The organism is Pseudomonas mosselii, from assembly GCF_003205295.1.
GTDB classification, from domain to species: Bacteria; Pseudomonadota; Gammaproteobacteria; order Pseudomonadales; family Pseudomonadaceae; genus Aquipseudomonas; species Aquipseudomonas mosselii_B.
In genome coordinates, this window is record NZ_QJRP01000005.1 from 94,729 (window position 1) to 116,158 (window position 21,430).

Below are 21,430 nucleotides of genomic sequence, written 5' to 3' on the forward strand. Positions count from 1 at the left end.
AGGCGTCATCACGGGCAACGCCGGGGTTAATCGTCGAGGCGCTCTTCGAGTTGGCGCACTTCTTGGGCGAGCTTGTCGAGGAACTGCATGCGGCGCATCAGGCGCTCGGCCTGCTCACGCTCTGCAGCAACATCCCAGCAGGCGGCGAAATCCTCGTTCAGCGTGTCCTGGGCGACCTTGAGGCGCTTCTTGAACACGGCCACGCCGTCGAGGTCGGCTTCGTCCTGCAGCTCTTCGAGCTCTTCGCGCCACTGCATCTGCTGCAGCAGGAAGTCCGGGTCGTGCACGGTGACTTCCTGGGGCACCTCGTGGCCGCCGATGGCCAGCAGGTAGCGGGCCCGGCGCGGCGCGCTGCGCAAGGTCTGGTAGGCGTCGTTGAGGGCCGCCGACTTTTCCAGGGCTACGCGCTGCTCGCGCTCGGAAGCGTCGGCGAAACGGTCCGGATGGACCTCACGGGCCAGCTCGCGGTAGCGAACGGCCAGTTTGTCGAGGTCCAGGCGAAAGCCGGGTTGCAGCTCAAACAGGGCGAAATGACAGGGAGTACCCACGGCCAGCCTCAAACGTTGAAGCTTTCGCCGCAGCCACACTCACCGCGCACGTTGGGGTTGTTGAACTTGAAGCCTTCGTTCAACCCTTCCTTGACGAAGTCCAGTTCGGTGCCGTCGAGGTAGACCAGGCTTTTCGGGTCGATGATGACCTTCACGCCGTGGTTCTCGAACACCTGGTCTTCGGCGGCGAGCTCGTCGACGAACTCCAGCACGTAGGCCAGGCCCGAGCAGCCGGTGGTGCGCACGCCCAGGCGAATGCCCTCACCCTTGCCGCGCCCGTCGAGGGAGCGGCGAATATGGTTGGCGGCGGCTTCTGTCATGCTGATAGCCATCGGAACTCCTTACCTCGCAACAGTCGACTTAGATCAAGCCTTTCTTCTGCTTGTAATCGCGAACAGCGGCCTTGATGGCATCTTCGGCGAGCACGGAGCAGTGGATCTTGACCGGCGGCAGTGCCAGCTCTTCAGCCAGCTGGGTGTTCTTGATGGTCTCGGCCTCGTCCAGGGTCTTGCCCTTCATCCACTCGGTGGCGAGGGAGCTGGAGGCGATGGCCGAACCGCAGCCGTAGGTCTTGAACTTGGCGTCTTCGATGACGCCCTGCTCGTTGACCTTGATCTGCAGGCGCATCACGTCGCCGCAGGCCGGGGCGCCGACCATGCCGGTGCCGACATCCGGATCGTCGGCGTTCATCTTGCCGACGTTGCGCGGGTTTTCGTAGTGGTCGATGACCTTTTCACTGTATGCCATGGTGCAATTCCTTCCTCATCAGGGAGCCGCTCTTGCCGGCGACTGCTTAGTGGGCGGCCCACTCGATCTTGGAGATGTCGACGCCGTCTTTGTACATGTCCCACAGCGGCGACAATTCACGCAGCTTGTTCACGGCTTCGCAGACTTTCTGCGCGGCGTAGTCGACTTCTTCTTCGGTGGTGAAGCGGCCGAAGGAGAAGCGGATCGAGCTGTGCGCCAGTTCGTCGTTGCGGCCCAGGGCGCGCAGGACGTAGGACGGCTCGAGCGAAGCGGAGGTGCAGGCCGAACCGGACGAAACGGCGATGTCCTTCAGCGACATCAGCAGCGACTCGCCCTCGACGTAGTTGAAGCTCAGGTTCAGGTTGTGCGGCACGCGCTGGGTCTGGCTGCCGTTGACGTACAGCTCTTCGAGGCCCGAGACCTGCTTGAAGAAGCGGTCGCTCAGGGCCTTGATGCGCACGTTCTCGGCGGCCATTTCCTGCTTGGCGATGGCAAAAGCCTCACCCATGCCGACGATCTGGTGGGTCGGCAGGGTGCCCGAACGCATGCCGCGCTCATGGCCACCGCCGTGAATGATGGCTTCCAGGCGCACGCGCGGTTTGCGGCTGACGTACAGCGCGCCGATACCTTTCGGGCCGTAGACCTTGTGCGCGGAGAACGACATCAGGTCGACTTTCAGCTTCTGCAGATCGATCTCGACGCGGCCGGCCGACTGCGCGGCATCGACGTGGAACAGCACGCCGCGCGAGCGGGTCAGTTCACCGATGGCGGCGATGTCGTTGATCGAGCCGACTTCGTTGTTCACGTGCATCAGCGAGACCAGGATGGTGTCGTCGCGCAGGACAGCCTCGACCATGGCCGGAGTGACGATGCCGTCTTCGCCAGGCTCGAGGTAAGTGACTTCGAAACCTTCACGCTCGAGCTGGCGAGCGGTGTCCAGGACCGCCTTGTGCTCGATCTTGGAGGTGATGATGTGCTTGCCCTTGGTCTGATAGAAGTGCGCCACGCCCTTCAGGGCGAGGTTGTCGGACTCGGTGGCACCGCTGGTCCAGACGATCTCGCGCGGGTCGGCGTTGATCAGCTCGGCGACCTGGCGGCGGCCGTTCTCGACTGCTTCCTCGGCCTTCCAGCCGAACACGTGGGAGCGCGAGGCCGGGTTGCCGAAGTTCCCGTCGACCAGCAGGCACTCGGCCATCTTCTGGGCGACACGGGGATCGACCGGCGTGGTCGCGGAGTAATCGAGGTAGATCGGCAACTTCATTGAGTATCTCCTATCAGGCGGTGGCGTCGCTCGTCGCTGCGGTTTCAGTCGACGGCGGACGTCTCAATCTTGTCCAGCTGGGCAACTCGGCCTGCGACACGGCGCAGGTCCTGGCGCTGGGCGACTTCCTGCACCTCGCGGCGCATGACGAGGTCGGCCAGGCTGATGCCACTGAGGAATTCATGGATCTGCTGGCTCAGGTCGCACCATAGGTGGTGAGTCAGGCAGGTATCACCGGCGTGGCAGTCCCCCAGGCCCTGGCAACGGGTGGCATCGACCGATTCGTTGACCGCGTCGATGACCTGGGCCACCTGGATGGTTTCCATGCCCCGCGACAGCTGGTAGCCGCCGCCCGGACCGCGAACACTGGAGACCAGGCTACTGCGGCGCAGCTTGGCGAACAGCTGTTCCAGATAAGAGAGGGAGATGCCCTGGCGCTCGGAAATATCGGCCAAAGACACCGGCCCATGCTGCGCGTGCAACGCCAGGTCAAGCATGGCGGTCACGGCGTATCGGCCTTTGGTAGTCAGTCGCATGGCGTATGGGTACCACGGGAGTTACAGGATGTGTGCGAGTATGCGATTCCCGAGCATTTAAGTCAACTATTAGACCTAGTGCTTTAGTCGGGTATGCATGCGGGAGGCGGGCGCGAGTGTAGCAGACAAGGGGCGCAAGCACACGCCCCTTGTGTCGGCCCGGCGCAATCAATGCGACTGAGTGTCGCCCTGCTTCAGTTCGGCGCAGGCCGCGGCGAAGTCGTCGTCGGGCAGCGCCGGCAGCTCCTTGGCACAGTAGTCACTGCCCATCCGGGTCAGCGCGCCGCACATCCCCTCCAGGCGCTCGTCGACGGCCTGCAGGTGGTCGAGCATCTGGCCGATGGCGCGAGCCACCGGGTCGGGCATGTCGCCGCTGACGCCATAGGCGTCGAAACCGATCTTCTCGGCCATGGCCTTGCGCTTGGCCTCGACGGCGTCATCCTCGGTCTTGACGATGATCCGCCCCGGGATGCCCACCGCCGTGGCGCCGGCCGGCACCGCCTTGGTGACCACGGCGTTGGAGCCGATCTTGGCCCCGGCGCCGACGGTGAACGGGCCCAGCACCTTGGCTCCAGCACCGACCACCACGCCGTTTTCCAGGGTCGGGTGGCGCTTGCCCTTGTTCCAGCTGGTGCCACCGAGGGTAACGCCCTGGTACAGGGTCACGTCGTCACCGATCTCGGCGGTCTCGCCGATGACAATGCCCATGCCGTGGTCGATGAAGAAACGCCGACCGATGGTCGCGCCCGGGTGGATTTCGATACCGGTCATCCAGCGACCGAAGTTCGACACCAGCCGCGCCAGCCATTTGAAATCGCGCCGCCACAGGGCATTGCCCAGGCGGTGCAGCCAGATGGCATGCATCCCCGGGTAGCAGGTCAGGACCTCGAAGGCGTTGCGCGCCGCCGGGTCACGATGGAAAACGCTCTGGATATCTTCACGCAGACGCTCGAACATCTGTCAGTCCTTCCTTTTATGCGGCTCGCCCCGTGCGACCTTCTGGGTCTCGGTGAGGATACCGCGCAAAATGCTCATTTCCGGACGCTCGACCGAGCTTCGCCCATACAGCCGGCGCAGGCGCGCCATCAGGTGCTTGGGTTTCTCGGGATCGAGGAAGCCGATGTCCACCAGGGTCTTTTCCAGGTGGTCGTAGAACAGCTCCATTTCGTCCATGGTCGCCAGCTCGCTGGCGTCGACCTTCTCGACCTTCGCCGCCGCGCCCTGCCCTGCCAGCCAGGCCATGCGCACCTCATAGGAGAGCACCTGGACGGCGGCGGCCAGATTCAGCGAGCTGAAGTCGGGGTTCGAGGGAATGTGCACGTGGAAGTGACATCGCTGCAGTTCTTCGTTGGTCAGGCCGGCGTGCTCGCGCCCGAACACCAGGGCGATCTCTTCGCCGCCGGTGGCGTGCGCCACGGCCTTGGCCCCACATTCGCGGGGGTCGATCAGCGGCCAGGGGATGCTGCGCTCACGGGCGCTGGTGCCCATGACCAGGCTGCAGCCGACCAGCGCCTGCTCGAGGCTGTCGACCACCTGGGCGTTGCCCAGCACGTCGTCGGCACCCGAGGCGCGGGCGCTGGCGTCCGCGGCCGGGAACTCTTTTGGCTGCACCAGCACCAGGCGCGACAAGCCCATGTTTTTCATGGCACGCGCAGCGCCGCCGATGTTGCCGGGGTGGCTGGTATTGACCAGAACAACACGAATATTTTGCAGCAAGGTGTCGTGCTCTCGGATACGGAAACAGGAGGGTTCGATCTTACAGAACCGACCAGCGTAACGCCATGAAAGCAAATGTGACACTTCTGTCGTCAAAGATTTCTGCTAGAATGATCGGCTTTCCTCTTTAACATCTCCAGGTGACCTTCCCATGCAGCCTATGCTGAATATCGCCCTGCGCGCCGCTCGCAGCGCCAGTGAACTGATTTTCCGCTCCATCGAACGCCTGGATAGCATCAAAGTCGACGAAAAGCAGTCCAAGGACTATGTGTCCGAGGTTGATCGCGCCGCCGAGAAGGTCATCGTCGAGGCCCTGCGCAAGGCCTACCCGAACCACTCGATCCAGGGCGAAGAGACCGGCCTGCATGCCGGCAGCGGTGAAGAAGGCAAGGATTACCTGTGGATCATCGATCCGCTGGACGGCACCACCAACTTCCTGCGTGGCATCCCTCACTTCGCCGTCAGCATCGCCTGCAAATACCGCGGCCGCCTCGAGCACGCCGTGATCGTCGACCCGGTTCGCCAGGAAGAATTCACCGCCAGCCGTGGCCGTGGTGCCCAGATCAACGGCCGCCGCCTGCGCGTCAGCTCGCGCACCAGCCTGGAAGGCGCCCTGCTGGGCACCGGCTTCCCGTTCCGTGACAACCAGATGGCCGATCTGGACAACTACCTGGGCATGTTCCGCGCCCTGACCGGCCAGACCGCCGGCATCCGCCGCGCCGGCTCCGCCAGCCTGGACCTGGCCTATGTCGCCGCCGGCCGCTTCGACGCCTTCTGGGAGTCGGGCCTGTCCGAGTGGGACATGGCCGCGGGCGTGCTGCTGATCCAGGAAGCCGGTGGCCTGGTAAGCGACTTCAACGGTGGCCACGACTTCCTCGAGAAGGGCCATATCGTCGCGGGCAACATCAAGTGCTTCAAGGCCGTTCTGACCGCCATCCAGCCGCACCTGCCAGAGCACATGAAGCGCTAAGCGCCGATTGCCGAGCACAAAAAAAGCACCTCTCGAGGTGCTTTTTTTGTGCCCGCAATCCAGCCAGGAGTGCGATCCCCTGTAGGAGCAGCCGCGCCGAGATCACTGCCCCGGCTGGTTCTGCCCCAGGATCAACTTGCCATTCTTGTCCAGCGGGATGGTCGAGCCCGGCTCGTGATCCATCTTCACCTTGCCCACCTGGTCACCGATGGAATAGGTCACGTTATAGCCCACCACCTTGTCGCTGATGTCATTGACCGTGTTGCAACGGGTTTGCGTGGTCGTGTAGGTATCACGCTCCTGCATGCCTTCCTGCACCTTGTTACCGGCGTAACCGCCACCGACCGCACCGGCCACGGTGGCAATCTTCTTGCCGGTGCCACCACCAATCTGGTTGCCCAGCAGGCCACCGGCGATGGCACCAACCACCGTACCGGCAATCTGGTGCTGATCCTTGACCGGCGCCTGGCGCGTCACGGTGACATCCTTGCAGACCTCACGCGGCGTTTTCACTTGCTGCTTGATCGGCTGCACGTCGGTGACCTGGGCGTACTCAGGCCCTTTGCTCACCAAGCTGTAGGTCGCCACAGCACCTCCGGCAGTCACACCGACAGCACCCAGAACCGCACCCACCAGCATTGATTTGTTCACGTGAACCTCCTGATCGTACCTGCGGGCTCCGGCCCGCCTTCTCCCTGCCTTGGAGCAAAAAAAAAGGCGCGAGTTCAACACTCGCGCCTCTCTTTACGCCAAATGGCGCGGAACAAGCCTTACGGACGCTCGTCCACACCCTCGGTCTTGACCGGCGGGATCAGGTCTTCGCTGCTCAGGTTCAGCCAGATCAGCACCACGTTGGCGATGTAGATCGACGAGTAGGTACCCGCCATGACACCGATGAACAGCGCCAGGGAGAAGCCGAACAGGTTGTCGCCGCCGAAGAACAGCAGCGCGGCGATGGCCAGCAAGGTCGACACCGAGGTGGCGACGGTCCGCAGCAGGGTCTGGGTGGTCGAGATGTTGATGTTCTCGATCAGCGAGGCCTTGCGCAGCACGCGGAAGTTCTCGCGCACCCGGTCGAACACGACGATGGTGTCGTTGAGCGAGTAGCCGATGATCGCCAGCACCGCCGCCAGCACCGTCAGGTCGAAGGTGATCTGGAAGAACGACAGGATGCCCAGGGTGACCACCACGTCGTGGATCAGCGAGATGATCGCGCCCACGGCGAACTTCCACTGGAAGCGGAAGGCCAGGTAGATGAGGATGCCGCCCAGGGCCAGGAGCATGCCGAGGCCGCCCTGATCACGCAGCTCCTCGCCCACCTGCGGGCCGACGAACTCGACGCGCTTGACCGTGGCCGGGTTGTCGCCACCGATCTTCTGCAGCGCCTCGGCCACACGGTTGCCCAGTTGCGGGTCATCGCCCGGCATGCGCACCAGCAGGTCGGTGGTGGCGCCGAAGCTCTGCACCACGGCATCGTGGAAGCCGGAACCGACCAGTTCGGTACGGACCTTTTCCAGGTCCGCCGGACGCTCGTAGGTGAGCTCGATCAGCGTGCCGCCGGTGAAGTCCAGGCCGAAGTTCAGACCCTTGTGCCACCAGCTGAACAGCGCCAGCACGGTGAGGAGCACGGTGATGGCGAACGCGACATTGCGCACGCCCATGAAGTTGATGGTTTTCATCGCAGCTCCCTCAAACCCACAGCTTCTTGATGTCACGCCCGCCGCAGGTCAGGTTGACCAGTGCGCGGGTCACCATGACGGCGGTGAACATCGAGGTGAAAATCCCGAGGGACATGGTGACCGCGAAGCCCTTGACCGGGCCGGTACCCATGGCGAACAGGATGCCGCCGACCAACAGGGTGGTCAGGTTGGCGTCGACGATCGCCGAGTAGGCGCGGTTGAAACCTTCGTGGATGGCGCGCTGCACCGACATGCCGGCGGCGATCTCTTCGCGGATACGCGAGAAGATCAGCACGTTGGCGTCCACCGCCATGCCCATGGTCAGCACGATACCAGCGATACCTGGCAGGGTCAGGGTAGCGCCCAGCAGCGACATCAACGCCAGCAGCAAGACCATGTTGCCCGCCAGGGCGATGGTCGCCAGCACGCCGAAGGCGCGGTAGATGGCGATGATGAACAGCGAGACGAACAGCATGCCCCACAGGGACGCGTCGATACCCTTGGTGATGTTGTCGGCACCCAGGCTTGGGCCAATGGTACGTTCTTCAGCGAAGTACATCGGCGCGGCCAGACCACCGGCACGCAGCAGCAGGGCCAGTTCGGACGATTCGCCCTGGCCGTTCAGGCCGGTGATGCGGAACTGGCTGCCCAGCGGCGACTGGATGGTCGCCAGGCTGATGATCTTCTTCTCTTCCTGGAAGGTCTGCACCGCGACTTCTTTCTCGACGCCATCGACCATCTGCTTCTGGTAGCGGGTGACCGGCTTCTGCTCGATGAAGATCACCGCCATGCTGCGCCCGACGTTGGTGCGAGTGGCGCGGCTCATCAGCTCGCCACCGTGGCCGTCGAGGCGGATGTTCACCTGCGGGCGACCGTGCTCGTCGAAGCTGGCCTGGGCGTCGGTGACCTGGTCACCGGTGATGATCAGGCCGCGCTCGACCGGGGCGGAGCGGCCGCCTTCGCGGAACTCGAACACCTCGGTGGTAGCCTTGGACGCACCCGGCTCGGCGCCGAAGCGGAACTCCAGGTTGGCGGTCTTGCCGAGGATACGCTTGGCTTCGGCGGTGTCCTGCACGCCCGGCAGCTCGACCACGATGCGGTTGGCGCCCTGGCGCTGGACCAGCGGCTCGGCCACGCCCAGCTCGTTGACCCGGTTGCGCACGGTGGTCAGGTTCTGCTTGATCGAGTATTCGCGGATCTCGGCGACTTTCGCCTGGGTCAGCGCCAGACGCAGCACGGCGAGCTCGTTGCGCTCGGTGGTGGTCAGGTCGAAGTCATTGAAATTCTTGCGGATCAGGCTGCGGGCCTGTTCGCGGGTAGCATCGTCGGCGAAGCCCAGCATGATGCCGCCGTCCTGCTGGGGCAGGCTGCGGTAGCGGACACGCTCTTTGCGCAGCAAGGTCTTGACCTCGCCTTCGTAGACTTTCATGCGAGCGGTCATGGCCTTGTCCATGTCCACTTCCAGCAGGAAGTGCACACCACCGGACAGGTCCAGGCCCAGCTTCATCGGGCTGGCACCCAGGTTGCGCAGCCACTGCGGGGTGGTCTGGGCCAGGTTCAGGGCCACGACATAGTCGTCGCCGAGGGCCTTGCGCGCCACATCCTTGGCCGGCAGCTGGTCTTCCTGGTTGGTCAGGCGTACCAGGGCACTGCCCTTCTCGCCCAGGCTGCCGCCTTTGACGGTGATGCCGGCATCGGTCAGCGCCTTGGTCACGCGATCGAGGTCGGCCTGGCTGACATGCAGGGCGGAACTGGCGCCGCTGATCTGCACCGCCGGATCATCCGGGTAGAGGTTGGGTGCGGAATAAATGAAGCCGACCGCCAGTACCACCACGATCAGCAGGTATTTCCACAGAGGGTATTTGTTCAGCATCACGCCGCCCGTTCAAGACGCGGGGCGCTTTGCGCGCCCCGACTGGAAAAATGAAACCGGTAACTCAGATAGCCTTGAGCGTACCTTTTGGCAGGGTCGCGGCAATAGCGCCCTTCTGGAACTTCAGTTCGACGTTGTCGGACACTTCCAGGACCACGAAGTCGTCGGCGACCTTGACGATCTTGCCGGCGATGCCGCCGTTGGTGACCACTTCGTCACCTTTTTGCAGGTTGCTCAGCAGGTTTTTCTGCTCTTTGGCACGCTTGGCCTGCGGGCGCCAGATCATCAGGTAGAAGATGACCAGGAAACCGACCAGGAAGATCCACTCGAAACCGGTACCGGCGGGGCCGGCGGCTGGGGCTGCTGCGTCCGCGTAGGCGGCGGGAATCAAGAAGCTCATTGGGCACTCCTAATGAATGTTTTCTAATAATGGATGCGAACAGTCAGTCCAAGGGCGGCACAGGAAGCCCGCGCTTGGCGTAGAAGGCGTCGACAAAGGCGGCCAATTTACCCTGTTGAATAGCCTCGCGTAAACCGGCCATCAAGCGCTGGTAATGGCGCAAGTTGTGGATGGTATTCAGCATGCTGCTCAACATTTCGCCACACTTGTCCAGGTGATGCAGATAAGCGCGGGAGAAGTTGGTGCAGGTATAGCAATCGCAGGTCGGGTCCAGCGGCGATTCATCATGACGATGGAACGCGTTGCGGATCTTGATCACCCCGGTATCGACGAACAGATGGCCGTTGCGCGCATTGCGCGTGGGCATCACGCAGTCGAACATGTCGACGCCGCGGCGCACACCCTCTACAAGATCTTCCGGCTTGCCTACCCCCATAAGGTAACGAGGTTTGTCAGCCGGCATCTGCGCGGGCAGGTAGTCCAGCACCTTGATCATCTCGTGCTTGGGCTCGCCTACCGACAGGCCGCCGATGGCCAGGCCATCGAAGTCGATGTTGACCAGCGCTTCCAGCGAGCGCATGCGCAGATCCTGGTACATGCCGCCCTGGACGATACCGAACAGCGCCGCGGTGTTGTCGCCGTGGGCGTTCTTCGAGCGCTGGGCCCAGCGCAGCGACAGCTCCATGGAGGTGCGCGCCACATCATGCTCGGCCGGGTACGGCGTGCACTCGTCGAAGATCATCACGATGTCCGAGCCCAGGTCGCGCTGGACCTGCATGGACTCTTCCGGGCCCATGAACACTTTCGAACCATCCACTGGCGATGCGAAGGTCACGCCTTCCTCCTTGATCTTGCGCATGGCGCCCAGGCTGAACACCTGGAAACCACCGGAATCAGTGAGGATAGGGCCTTTCCATTGCATGAAGTCGTGCAGGCCGTTGTGTTTCTTGATGACCTCGGTACCAGGGCGCAGCCACAGGTGGAAGGTGTTGCCGAGGATGATCTCGGCGCCGATGGCCTCGATGTCACGCGGCAGCATGCCCTTGACCGTGCCATAGGTGCCCACCGGCATGAAGGCCGGGGTCTCGACGGTGCCACGGGGGAAGGTCAGCCGGCCACGACGGGCCTTGCCGTCGGTGGCCAGCAGTTCGAACGACATTCGACAGGTGCGACTCATGCTTGATCCTCTGGGCCGCGTGGCGCCGGATTGCGGGTGATGAACATGGCATCACCGTAACTGAAGAAGCGGTACCCGTTCTCGACCGCCGCCGCGTAGGCGGCCATGGTCTCGGGGTAACCGGCGAAGGCCGAGACCAGCATCAGCAGCGTGGACTCCGGCAGGTGGAAGTTGGTGACCAGGCAATCGACCACATGGAACGGCCGGCCCGGGAAGATGAAGATGTCGGTGTCGCCGCTGAAGGCCTTGAGCTCGCCATCGCGCGCCGCGCTTTCCAGCGAGCGCACGCTGGTGGTGCCCACGGCGATCACCCGGCCGCCACGGGCGCGGCACGCGGCAACGGCGTCGACCACGTCCTGGCTCACTTCGAGCCACTCTTTATGCATGGTGTGGTCTTCGATCTTGTCGACCCGCACCGGCTGGAAGGTGCCGGCACCCACATGCAGGGTGACGAAGGCGCGCTCGACGCCCTTGGCGGCGATCTTCGCCAGCAGCGCTTCGTCGAAGTGCAGGCCCGCGGTAGGCGCGGCCACGGCGCCGGCGCGCTCGGCGTAGACGGTCTGGTAGCGCTCGCGGTCGGCGCCCTCGTCCGGGCGGTCGATGTACGGTGGCAGCGGCATGTGGCCGACGCGCTCGAGCAGCGGCAGCACCTCTTCGCTGAAGCGCAGCTCGAACAGCGTGTCATGGCGCGCGACCATCTCGGCCTCGCCACCGCCGTCGATGAGGATCTGCGTGCCTTCCTTAGGCGCCTTGCTGGCGCGCACATGGGCCAGCACGCGGTGGCTGTCGAGCACGCGCTCGACCAGCACTTCCAGCTTGCCGCCGGAGGCTTTCTGGCCGAACAGGCGCGCCGGGATCACCCGGGTGTTGTTGAACACCATCAGGTCGCCCGGGCGCAGGTACTCGAGCAGATCGGTGAACTGCTTGTGGGCCAGCGTGCCGCTGGGGCCATCGAGCACCAGCAGGCGGCTGCCATGGCGCTCGGCCAGCGGATGGCGGGCGATCAGGGAATCGGGGAGTTCGAAAGAAAAATCGGCGACGCGCATGATGATGTTCGGTTCGACAGGGCCGCAAAGTTTAGCCCAATGCGTGAAAATTGACCATGAAAGCCGATTGACCGACCCAAGGCACCTCTCTATACTGCGGCGCCACAAGCCCTGATGGCGGAATTGGTAGACGCGGCGGATTCAAAATCCGTTTTCGAAAGGAGTGGGAGTTCGAGTCTCCCTCGGGGCACCAAGATCCAGAAGAAACCGACCTTATGGTCGGTTTTTTTGTGCCTGTCGATTAGCCTATGCCTCTACCTGCGCGATCCCTATAAGAGCGGCCTTGCGCCGCGAAAGGGCTGCAACGCAGCCCCGACGTTTGCGCCATGCCCGAGATCCTGGGCCTGCTGCGCAGCCCTTTCGCGGCGCCGCTCCTACAAAAAAACGTGCAAGCCTGGCGGACTTCGAGCTCGTTTCAAGCCCAGTACTTTAAGGCTTTTCCCACTCCCTGCAGTCCATTTCCCAAACCTAGCCAAGCCTTTGGCGACACTCCTGACTGCACAGAAAATCACACTTGGTGCAATTTACTGTAGAGCCACAGCATTGACTTCATGTTACCGGCCGCACAGGGTAAGTAGCTTCTAGCCCCATCGGAACATTCCCCGTGCCACTAAGCCATCGCCCTGTCCAACCTGCCGACATCGCCACGCTCTGTAACTTCCCTCAAAGCGCGGACGAACTCTTCTATATGTTCCCCAAAGCCACCTACCCACTCACATCCGCGCAACTGAGCGAAGCCATCGCCCAGCGCAGCGGTTCGACGGTGATCGAGGCTGACGGGGCGATCGTTGGCTTCGCCAATTTCTATAAGGCTGAATATGACGGCGTCTGCGCGCTGGGTAATGTGGTGGTGGCCCCGACCGCGCGAGGCCAGGGTGTGGCGCGCTACCTTGTGCAATGCATGATCGCTCTGGCTCGCGAAGATTTCGCGGCACGGGAGGTCTGGGTGTCGTGTTTCAATCACAACACCGCAGGGTTGCTGCTTTATACTCAGCTGGGTTTTGTACCGTTCGGGATCGAGGAGCGGCGGGCGCCGGATGGATCCCGGGTGGCGCTGGTGCAGATGAAGCAGGTGTTGAGCTGAGGTTGAGGTGATTTACGGGTGTGCGGTGTGGCCTGGATTAGGGCTGCGTTGCAGCCCATCGCGGGGCAAGCCCTCTCCCACGCTGGCGATGCTTGCAACTCTGCTCACCGTGCGACAGCCCAGCACAAAGCGCTGGGTGACAGGGTTCTGGCTGGACTAGCCTTCTGTATTACGCAAGCGCGCTGCCTGGACATGGGACTGTGCTCGAATGATTTCATCAGCGTCACCTTCGGCCGCTACCTGTAACAGGTACTCCTGAATCGCTGCCTCGGAATCCAGTAGATCCGCAATCTTGAATGGCGTCAGTTCACTGGCCATGCACGACTACCTCGCAATGTGAATGTGTGACGAGCCTAAACCATAGCCCTGAGGGAAGCTTTACCGCTTGCTGTAGGCCTCTTCTTTAACTCTAACCAGAAAAACCACGTTACACCCTGCGACGAATCCCACCGAACCTTGCCCCTCCCGCGACGTCGGAACCTGCATCCCCCGCATCGAGGTTCCCCCACGTGAAAGCCCTCCTCGCCCGCAAGTACCGCCTGGTGGTCAAGACCTTCGGCTACATCGGCTGGTCGCTGTTCTGGCTGCTGATCTGGGATGTGCTGGTCACCATCGACTTCATGCTGTTCTTCAACAGCAAGTTCAGCCTGCCGCTGATCCCGCTCACCCTGCTGGGCTCGGCGCTGGTGGTGCTGGTGAGCTTTCGCAACAGCAGCGCCTACAACCGCTGGTGGGAGGCGCGCACGCTGTGGGGCGCGCTGGTGAACAGTTCGCGCAGCTTCGCCCGGCAGGTGCTGACGCTGGTCGACGATCCGGCCGACGGGCCGAACCCGGTGAAGGCGACCTTGCTGCGCCGGCATATCGCCTACGTGAACTGCCTGGCGGCGCACCTCAAGGGTGAGCAGTGCCCGGATGAGCTGATGGCCTTCATACCGCCCGGGGAGTTCGAGCGGCGCAATCGTTCGAACAACTTCGCCAACGACATCCTTGGCGGCTCGGCGGCCTTGTTGGCCCAGGAGTACCAGGCCGGGCGACTGGACAGCATTCGCCTGGCGCGCCTGGAATCGACCCTGGTGGACATATCCAACGCCCAGGGCGGGATGGAGCGGATCGCCAATACGCCGCTGCCCTATCCTTATGTGTACTTCCCGCGGCTGTTCATCACGCTGTTCTGCCTGATCGTGCCGGTGGGGCTGGTGGAGTCGCTGGGCTGGTTCACGCCGCTGGCCTCGACGGTGGTGGGCTTCATGCTGCTGGCCATCGAGCGGATCGGCACGGACCTGCAGAGCCCGTTCCGCTTCAGCGAACACCAGATTCCGATGGACACGATCTGCGAGACGATCGAACGCAACCTGGAGTCGATGCAACGGGAGGCGCAATGCGGCGCCCTGGCGCACTAACCCGCCCGATCTCCTTTATTCCCGCCGAGCGTACTCCCGGCAATCCTCCCAGCCGATCCCGCTCTGGGCAGTATGCTGCAGCAACCACTCCAGCGCCGGCTGCGCCTTGGGCTGATTGTCGCGGAACTGGATCACGCCCTTGCGCCACAGCAGCATCAGCGTCAGCACCCGCTGTGCCGAGGCTTCGGCGGTCAGCGGCCCGTCATCCTGGGCGTCGATGTCCCACAGCGAAACCTGCATCTGCTGGCTGTCCATGAATGCCTCGCCATCGCCCCGGCGCTGGCCGTAGGGCGGGCGGAACAAGGGCACATACTGCTCCGCCAGGTCGGCCTGGACCCGTGCCTGGCTGCGACGCAGCGAGTCCTGCCAGTCCTGCCACTGGGCATGTGAGCGGTACTCCCAGCCCTGGATACCCACGCACTGGCCGGCATACAGCTCATCCACCGGGCCGGCGTCGCGACGTTGCTGCAGGCGATTGCCGAGCACGAAGAAAATCCCGTCGAGCTTCTGCCGCCGCAGGTAGGCGGCCACCGCATCGGTGCCGCCGCCCTGGGGCCCTGGGCCGCCGACGAAGGTCAGGAGAAACATCCGGTCGTTGAGTGCATCGCCATTGCGCTCGCGGTTGGACAGCTTGGCCACCTCGCTGGTGGTCTGCGGGAACAGCGCGGCCTTGCGCAACTGCTCGTCCAGATAGCGAGTGTGGAACTGATGGCTGGGTTCGACCCATCCCGTATAGAACGTGCCGACATCCTCGGCGAAAACGGCGGACTGCGTGCGCAGGTCGGCCATGGACTCGACCGGGTAGCAGAATGAGGCATCCTGCTCGCAACTCTTCTGCGCCTGTTGATAACTTGTCCACAGGCGCTGCCACAGACGTGCCCGTACAGCCCGCACGACAGTCAGGTTGACCTGGCGCAGGCCGAGCCGGGTCTTGAGCGCCTGCTCGTCGAGCATCTCGCTTTCGTGCAGCACCCGGGCAAACGACAGGATCTCCGCCCGCGACGCCACGTCGAACAGCGTCGGGCTGTCCAGCTGCTCGGGCCACAGCTCACGGTCGAAACTGACGAAATCCGCCGGGGCCGCCTGCGCGCCCAGGCTGAGCAGCCCGGCGAACAGGGCAAACGCGATACGCACGATGAGCAATCTCCTTGAAGGCATGGCGCGCACTATAGCGCGACCGCCCGCGGTTTAATGTGGCGATGTTCGGTGACTATCGTCGCCATAGTTTGGCGTTGTGCCAGCGGCCCCGTAGAATTCGCCCGACGATTCCAGGAGCCGACCCGATGCTGACGGTGATTTCCCCCGCCAAGACCCTCGACTACGACACCCCGCCGGTTACCCAGCGCCACACCCTGCCCCAGTACCTGGACGACTCCCAGGAACTGATCGTGCAACTGCGCGAACTGGCACCGGCACAGATCGCCGAGCTGATGCACCTCTCCGACAAGCTCGCCGGCCTCAACGCCGCACGCTTCGGCAGCTGGACCCCGGATTTCACCCCGGCCAACGCCAAGCAGGCGCTGCTGGCGTTCAAGGGTGACGTGTACACCGGGCTCGACGCCGAAAGCCTGGGCGAGGACGACTTCAGCTACGCCCAGGACCACCTGCGCATGCTCTCGGGCCTGTACGGCCTGCTGCGCCCGCTGGACCTGATGCAGCCCTACCGCCTGGAAATGGGCACCAAGCTGGTCAATGCCCGCGGCAAGGACCTGTACGCCTTCTGGGGCACGCGCATCAGCGAATGGCTGAACCAGGCCCTGGCCGACCAGGGTGACGACGTGCTGCTGAACCTGGCCAGCAACGAATACTTCAGCGCGGTGAAGAAGAGCGCGTTGAAGGCGCAGGTGATCAATGTCGACTTCAAGGACCTGAAGAACGGCCAGTACAAGATCATCAGCTTCTACGCCAAGAAGGCCCGCGGGATGATGAGCCGCTTCGTGATCCAGGAGCGGATCAACGATCCGGAGCAGCTCAAGCGCTTTGATGTGCAGGGTTACTACTACAGTGCCGAGCAGTCGAAGCCAGATCATCTGGTGTTCCTGCGCGATCACGCTGAGGGCTGATGGTCCCGGGGGCGCTTTGCGCCCCTTTCGCGGCACAAGGCCGCTCCTACAGGGACCGCGCTGTTCTCTGCAGGAGCGGCCTTGTGCCGCGAAAGAGCTGCGAAGTAGCCCCCCTCGCCCTGCAACAGGGCACGCTTGCGCTTGAAGATCGCCAAATAACAGACGCCAAAAAACCATCCACCCTATCCTTATTGCAAAACGCCATAAGACCGTTCGTAGTTTTTTGACGAAAATTGAAAAAAATTTTCGCATGCTGGCCTATAACCATCCCCCTGCGATTTCGCCCTTTATATACGGGGACGAAACTGCTGCGTGCTATCAGATTGAAAGTATTTCCCTCTGAAAAAATATTTAGAAATCTTTCATCGTGACGAAACCGCCCCCGGAACTTCTGCCAATGGAGATGGCTCATAGCACCCGTAACGAGTTTCAAGCGCCCGGCGTGAGAAATGACTTACAGATGACAAAGGGCCGCCATTCTCAAACGGCCCGAAAACTTCAACGGCGGTACAGGAAGTGCCAAAAAGCCATGATCCATGCAGGAGACAAGCGCCCCTAAAATTCGTCCTAGTGGTTGATTTCAAAGGATTTATCCACTTGAAAAAACAAGCACAGCACTTCGCCAACGGTGAATTGCAATAAAGACGGCTGCATTTCAGGGCACGCCATTTTAAATACTGGCCTTTGACTGCCAACTTTGAGTGCATAACTTTTTGCGCTCCGGATTTATTCATGCCTGCGTTCGGTGAAGTGTCAATTCGCCATGGATCCGTGCGCCCGAATACTGCTGGTCAATCAACCCGGTCGGCTCTTCGCTGAAGGGCTGGCGTGATAAACACACGAGGTGAATGCGATGCGTATCAGCATCTTTGGTTTGGGTTATGTGGGTGCAGTCTGTGCAGGTTGCCTGTCGGCACGAGGCCATGAAGTGATTGGTGTGGACGTTTCCAGCACCAAGATCGACCTGATCAACAAGGGCAAGTCGCCCATCGTCGAACCGGGCCTCGAAGAGCTGCTGCAGCAAGGCATCGCCAACGGCCGCCTGCGCGGCACCACCGACTTCGCCGAAGCCATCCGCGCCAGCGACGTGTCGATGATCTGCGTCGGCACGCCGAGCAAGAAGAACGGCGACCTGGGCCTGGAGTACATCGAGTCGGTGTGCCGCGAGATCGGCTATGTGCTGCGCGACAAGGCTAGCCGTCACACCGTGGTGGTGCGCAGCACCGTGCTGCCGGGCACCGTGAAGAACGTGGTCATTCCAATTCTGGAAGACTGCTCGGGCAAGAAGGCCGGCGTCGACTTCGGCGTCGCGGTCAACCCGGAGTTCCTGCGTGAAAGCACTGCGATCAAGGACTACGACCAGCCACCGATGACCGTCATCGGCGAACTGGACAGCGCCAGCGGCGACGTGCTGCAGGCCCTGTACGAAGAACTCGACGCGCCGATCATCCGCAAGCCGGTCGAAGTGGCCGAGATGATCAAGTACACCTGCAACGTCTGGCACGCGACCAAGGTCACCTTCGCCAACGAGATCGGCAACATCGCCAAGGCCGCAGGCGTCGATGGCCGCGAGGTGATGGACGTGGTCTGCCAGGACAAGGCGCTGAACCTGTCGCAGTACTACATGCGCCCGGGCTTCGCCTTCGGCGGTTCGTGCCTGCCAAAGGACGTGCGCGCCCTCACCTACCGCGCCGCCAGCCTCGACGTGCGCGCCCCGCTGCTCGACTCGCTGATGCGCAGCAACGAATCCCAGGTGCAGAACGCCTTCGACATCATCGAGAGCCACGACAAGCGCAGGGTCGCCCTGCTCGGCCTTTCGTTCAAGGCCGGCACCGACGACCTGCGCGAAAGCCCGCTGGTGGAGCTGGCCGAACGCCTGATCGGCAAGGGCTATCAGCTCGACATCTACGACCAGAACGTCGAGTACGCCCGTGTCCACGGCGCCAACAAGGACTACATCGAGTCGAAGATCCCCCACGTCTCCTCCTTGCTCAACGCCAACTTCGAGCAGGTGGTGGACAACGCCGAGATCATCATCCTCGGCAACCGTGACGAGCAGTTCCGTGCCCTGGCCCAGCAGGCACCGGAAGGCAAGCAGGTGATCGACCTGGTTGGCTTCATGAGCAAGCCGACCTGCGCCACCAGCCGCACCGAAGGTATCTGCTGGTAAACCCGGCCGGGCGGTGCGTACCTCCCCAGCGCGCCGCCCGTCCTTCCCCGAATTCTCGACGGATGCCGAACATGCAAAGGTTCCAGACCATGCTGCTGCAATGCGCCGGCTGGCTGCTCTACATGAGCCTGCTCATGCTGATCGCCCTGGCCCTGCCCAGCGACATCTTCGACTCGCAGTCGAAGCACTTCATCTTCCTGGTCGGCGCCGTCGGCATCTGGCGCTACTCCATGGGTGCCACCCATTTCATCCGCGGCATGATCTTCCTGTACATCGTCTACCCCTACCTGCGCCGCAAGGTGCAGAAACTCGGCCAGGCGGCCGCCCCCTCGCACGTGTACCTGATGGTCACCAGCTTTCGCATCGAGGCCCTGACCACCGCCCAGGTGTACAGCTCGGTGATCCGCGAGGCGATCGACTGCGGCTTCCCCACCACCGTGGTCTGCTCGCTGGTGGAGAAGTCCGACGAGTTGCTGGTGAAAAGCCTGTGGGCCAAGTACAACCCGCCGTCCCACGTGACCCTGGACATCGTGCGCATCGCCGGCACCGGCAAGCGTGACGGCCTGGCCTATGGTTTCCGCGCCATCTCGCGGATGCTGCCGGATGAAAACGCCGTGGTGGCGGTGATCGACGGCGACACCGTGCTGGCCGAGGGCGTGGTGCGCAAGACCGTACCGTGGTTCGGCCTGTACCCCAACGTCGGTGGCCTGACCACCAACGAGTTCTGCGAAGTGCGCGGCGGCTACATCATGAGTGAGTGGCACAAGCTGCGCTTCGCCCAGCGCCACATCAACATGTGCTCCATGGCCCTGTCCAAGCGCGTGCTGACCATGACCGGGCGCATGTCGATGTTCCGCGCAAGCGTGGTGACCAACCCCGAGTTCATCGCCGACGTCGAAAGCGACTCGCTGATGCACTGGCGCCTTGGCCGCTTCAAGTTCCTCACCGGCGATGACAAGTCCAGCTGGTTCAGCCTGATGCGCCTGGGCTACGACACCTTCTATGTGCCCGATGCCGCGATCAACACGGTCGAGCACCCGCCAGAGAAGAGTTTCGTCAAGGCCAGCCGCAAGCTGATGTACCGCTGGTACGGCAACAACCTGCGGCAGAACTCCCGCGCCCTGGGCCTGGGTCTCAAGCGCCTGGGGCTGTTCACCAGCATCGTGCTGCTCGACCAGCGCGTGTCGATGTGGACCAGCCTGCTGGGCCTGACCGTGGCGGTGATCGCCAGCTTCAAGTTCGGCCTGCAGTTCCTGCTGGTGTACCTGCTGTGGATCGGCATCACCCGCCTGATCCTCACCATCATGCTGCTGTGCTCGGGTCACAACGTCGGCCCGGCCTACCCGCTGATCCTCTATTACAACCAGATCGTCGGCGCGGTGATGAAGATCTACGTGTTCTTCCGCCTCGACAGGCAGTCCTGGACCCGCCAGCCCACTGCTCTCAAACGCGACCTCGCAAGTTTTCAACAATGGTTCAACACCTGGTCCTCGCGGACCATGACCTTCTCGGCCGCGAGCATCTTCGTCGCCGTGCTGTTCATGGTCGTGTGAGCCCCCGGATCGGACAACAGGAACGAATATCGCCATGAATACCGCCGTGAACGTCAATGTCGTGCATGAATCCGAAGCGCAGCGCCAGCACGCCCGGGTGCGCATCCCCGCCAAGCTGCGCTACCTGGACGGCAACCGCGAAGCGCACGAGGTGAAGGTTGACGACCTGTCCGCCGGGGGCCTGTCCTTCCACGCCAAGAAGCCTCTGCCTGAAGGCGAAGTGCTGCGCGGCCGCCTGCAGTTCGTGGTCGACAACCTCGGCCTGTCGATGGATGTCGAACTGCTGGTACGCACCAGCAGCCGCGAGACCGCCCGCACCGGCGCCGAGTTCCAGAACCTCGAGCCCCGTGACATCGCCACCCTGCGCCACATCATCACCAGCCACCTGTCCGGCGAGCTGATCAGCGTCGGTGACGTGCTCAGTACCCTGCAGCGCGACAACTTCACCAAGGCGCGCAAGCACAAGGACGGTGGCTCGGGCCTTTCCGCCTTTGGCCGCCTGCGCGCGGTCACCGTGACCGCCGGGGTGTTCGTGGTCGGCCTGGTGGCCTTCGGTTTCGTCGCCAAGTCGCTGTACGGCCTGTACTTCGTCAGCCACGCCGAGGCAGGCGTGGTCGCGGTGCCCACCACCAACGTCACCATGCCCCGCGACGGCAGCGTGCAGAGCCTGGTGGAAAACGGCGCGACCGTGGCCAAGGGCGCGCCGCTGGCGACTTTCAATACCAGCATGCTCGACCTGCTCAAGGGCCACCTGGACGACTCGCAACTGGAGCCGGCCAAGGTCGAGGAACTGTTCGGCAAGCAACTCTCCGGCACCCTCACCAGCCCGTGCGACTGCGTGGTCTCGCGCCAGCTGGTGGATGACGGCCAGTACGCCAGCAAGGGCCAGCCGGTGTTCGCGCTGATCCCGCGTACCAGCGTCCCGACCATCGAGGCGCGCTTCAGCTATCGCCAGTTCGACGAAGTGAAGCCGGGCACCCGGGTCAACTTCCAGATCGCCGGCGAAGATGAAGTGCGTACCGGCCGGATCACCGGCAGCTCGAGCCTGGACACCGACAACCTGGCCTCCGACATCCGCGTGCAGATCAAGCCAGACGGCGGCCTGCCGGCCGAGCTCGCCGGGCGCCCGGCCTCGGTCAACAGCGACCGTGGCCCGTCGCTGAACTGGCTGATCGACAAGGCCGTGGCTCGTGGGTTGTAAGAGGAT

At 63.0% G+C, this 21,430-nt stretch carries 22 protein-coding genes and 1 tRNA gene; 8 read left to right on the plus strand and 15 right to left on the minus strand.

Annotated features, from left to right (window positions below; genetic code table 11):
* Positions 1-26: 26 nt before the first annotated feature.
* The 7 genes from hscB to trmJ form a co-directional block, all read right to left on the minus strand.
* The gene (gene hscB / locus DMX06_RS06705; protein WP_110735787.1) at positions 27-548 is read right to left on the minus strand and encodes a co-chaperone HscB; all 522 of its coding nucleotides are present in this window, start codon (positions 546-548) and stop codon (positions 27-29) included.
* A gap of 8 nt (positions 549-556) precedes the next feature.
* Positions 557-880 (minus strand): iron-sulfur cluster assembly protein IscA, encoded by a 324-nt coding sequence (gene iscA, locus DMX06_RS06710; protein ID WP_023630636.1) that lies wholly within the window; start codon positions 878-880, stop codon positions 557-559.
* 28 nt (positions 881-908) lie between these two features.
* Entirely contained in the window at positions 909-1,295 is a 387-nt protein-coding gene (gene iscU / locus DMX06_RS06715; protein WP_011532337.1) for a Fe-S cluster assembly scaffold IscU, read from the minus strand.
* A 46-nt stretch (positions 1,296-1,341) separates the two neighbouring features.
* Complete coding sequence (locus tag DMX06_RS06720; protein WP_110735789.1) at positions 1,342-2,556, minus strand: IscS subfamily cysteine desulfurase; 1,215 nt, start codon at positions 2,554-2,556, stop codon at positions 1,342-1,344.
* A 44-nt stretch (positions 2,557-2,600) separates the two neighbouring features.
* On the minus strand, positions 2,601-3,092 hold the full coding sequence (gene iscR, locus DMX06_RS06725) for a Fe-S cluster assembly transcriptional regulator IscR (RefSeq protein WP_050704358.1): 492 nt from the start codon (positions 3,090-3,092) through the stop codon (positions 2,601-2,603).
* Positions 3,093-3,260: 168 nt separating this feature from the next.
* Positions 3,261-4,049, minus strand: a complete 789-nt coding sequence (cysE, locus tag DMX06_RS06730) for a serine O-acetyltransferase (RefSeq protein WP_028689587.1) — start codon at positions 4,047-4,049, stop codon at positions 3,261-3,263.
* A gap of 3 nt (positions 4,050-4,052) precedes the next feature.
* Complete coding sequence (gene trmJ, locus DMX06_RS06735) at positions 4,053-4,808, minus strand: tRNA (cytosine(32)/uridine(32)-2'-O)-methyltransferase TrmJ (protein WP_110735791.1); 756 nt, start codon at positions 4,806-4,808, stop codon at positions 4,053-4,055.
* A 151-nt stretch (positions 4,809-4,959) separates the two neighbouring features.
* Here trmJ and suhB point away from each other — a divergent pair, with 151 nt between their 5' ends.
* A complete protein-coding gene (gene suhB, locus DMX06_RS06740) occupies positions 4,960-5,778 on the plus strand; it encodes a type III secretion system regulator SuhB (protein ID WP_110735793.1) in 819 nt (272 codons plus the stop codon).
* A gap of 102 nt (positions 5,779-5,880) precedes the next feature.
* Here suhB and DMX06_RS06745 read toward each other — a convergent pair whose 3' ends face one another.
* From DMX06_RS06745 to queA, 6 genes are all read right to left on the minus strand, one after another.
* Positions 5,881-6,429, minus strand: a complete 549-nt coding sequence (locus DMX06_RS06745) for a glycine zipper 2TM domain-containing protein (protein ID WP_110735795.1) — start codon at positions 6,427-6,429, stop codon at positions 5,881-5,883.
* 119 nt (positions 6,430-6,548) lie between these two features.
* A complete protein-coding gene (gene secF, locus DMX06_RS06750; RefSeq protein ID WP_110735797.1) occupies positions 6,549-7,457 on the minus strand; it encodes a protein translocase subunit SecF in 909 nt (302 codons plus the stop codon).
* 10 nt (positions 7,458-7,467) lie between these two features.
* Positions 7,468-9,330 (minus strand): protein translocase subunit SecD, encoded by a 1,863-nt coding sequence (secD, locus tag DMX06_RS06755; RefSeq protein WP_110735799.1) that lies wholly within the window; start codon positions 9,328-9,330, stop codon positions 7,468-7,470.
* A 64-nt stretch (positions 9,331-9,394) separates the two neighbouring features.
* Positions 9,395-9,730 carry a preprotein translocase subunit YajC gene (yajC, locus tag DMX06_RS06760; RefSeq protein ID WP_110735801.1) on the minus strand — a complete coding sequence of 112 codons (336 nt, stop codon included), beginning with the start codon at positions 9,728-9,730 and terminating at the stop codon, positions 9,395-9,397.
* A gap of 43 nt (positions 9,731-9,773) precedes the next feature.
* On the minus strand, positions 9,774-10,889 hold the full coding sequence (gene tgt, locus DMX06_RS06765) for a tRNA guanosine(34) transglycosylase Tgt (protein ID WP_023629281.1): 1,116 nt from the start codon (positions 10,887-10,889) through the stop codon (positions 9,774-9,776).
* Positions 10,890-10,903: 14 nt separating this feature from the next.
* A complete protein-coding gene (gene queA, locus DMX06_RS06770; RefSeq protein ID WP_050704349.1) occupies positions 10,904-11,953 on the minus strand; it encodes a tRNA preQ1(34) S-adenosylmethionine ribosyltransferase-isomerase QueA in 1,050 nt (349 codons plus the stop codon).
* Positions 11,954-12,061: 108 nt separating this feature from the next.
* On the opposite strand from queA, the gene DMX06_RS06775 reads away from it, so the two are divergent.
* Positions 12,062-12,146 (plus strand) — tRNA-Leu (locus tag DMX06_RS06775).
* Between the two features lie 411 nt (positions 12,147-12,557).
* The gene (locus DMX06_RS06780; protein WP_110735803.1) at positions 12,558-13,037 is read left to right on the plus strand and encodes a GNAT family N-acetyltransferase; all 480 of its coding nucleotides are present in this window, start codon (positions 12,558-12,560) and stop codon (positions 13,035-13,037) included.
* A 156-nt stretch (positions 13,038-13,193) separates the two neighbouring features.
* On the opposite strand, the gene DMX06_RS26270 is transcribed toward DMX06_RS06780, so the two are convergent.
* Positions 13,194-13,355, minus strand: coding sequence for a hypothetical protein (locus DMX06_RS26270; RefSeq protein ID WP_157763504.1), 162 nt, complete (start codon positions 13,353-13,355; stop codon positions 13,194-13,196).
* Between the two features lie 191 nt (positions 13,356-13,546).
* Here DMX06_RS26270 and DMX06_RS06785 point away from each other — a divergent pair, with 191 nt between their 5' ends.
* Positions 13,547-14,437, plus strand: a complete 891-nt coding sequence (locus DMX06_RS06785; RefSeq protein ID WP_110735806.1) for a bestrophin family protein — start codon at positions 13,547-13,549, stop codon at positions 14,435-14,437.
* Between the two features lie 15 nt (positions 14,438-14,452).
* Here DMX06_RS06785 and DMX06_RS06790 read toward each other — a convergent pair whose 3' ends face one another.
* Complete coding sequence (locus DMX06_RS06790) at positions 14,453-15,571, minus strand: polysaccharide deacetylase family protein (protein WP_110735943.1); 1,119 nt, start codon at positions 15,569-15,571, stop codon at positions 14,453-14,455.
* A gap of 149 nt (positions 15,572-15,720) precedes the next feature.
* Here DMX06_RS06790 and yaaA point away from each other — a divergent pair, with 149 nt between their 5' ends.
* The 4 genes from yaaA to DMX06_RS06810 all read left to right on the plus strand — a co-directional run bounded on the left by yaaA (position 15,721) and on the right by DMX06_RS06810 (position 21,424).
* Positions 15,721-16,500 carry a peroxide stress protein YaaA gene (gene yaaA / locus DMX06_RS06795; RefSeq protein WP_110735807.1) on the plus strand — a complete coding sequence of 260 codons (780 nt, stop codon included), beginning with the start codon at positions 15,721-15,723 and terminating at the stop codon, positions 16,498-16,500.
* Positions 16,501-17,353: 853 nt separating this feature from the next.
* A complete protein-coding gene (locus DMX06_RS06800; protein ID WP_110735809.1) occupies positions 17,354-18,670 on the plus strand; it encodes a nucleotide sugar dehydrogenase in 1,317 nt (438 codons plus the stop codon).
* 71 nt (positions 18,671-18,741) lie between these two features.
* On the plus strand, positions 18,742-20,223 hold the full coding sequence (locus DMX06_RS06805) for a glycosyltransferase family 2 protein (protein WP_375538085.1): 1,482 nt from the start codon (positions 18,742-18,744) through the stop codon (positions 20,221-20,223).
* A 34-nt stretch (positions 20,224-20,257) separates the two neighbouring features.
* Positions 20,258-21,424 (plus strand): alginate biosynthesis protein Alg44, encoded by a 1,167-nt coding sequence (locus DMX06_RS06810; protein ID WP_110735814.1) that lies wholly within the window; start codon positions 20,258-20,260, stop codon positions 21,422-21,424.
* The last annotated feature ends 6 nt before the right edge of the window (positions 21,425-21,430 follow it).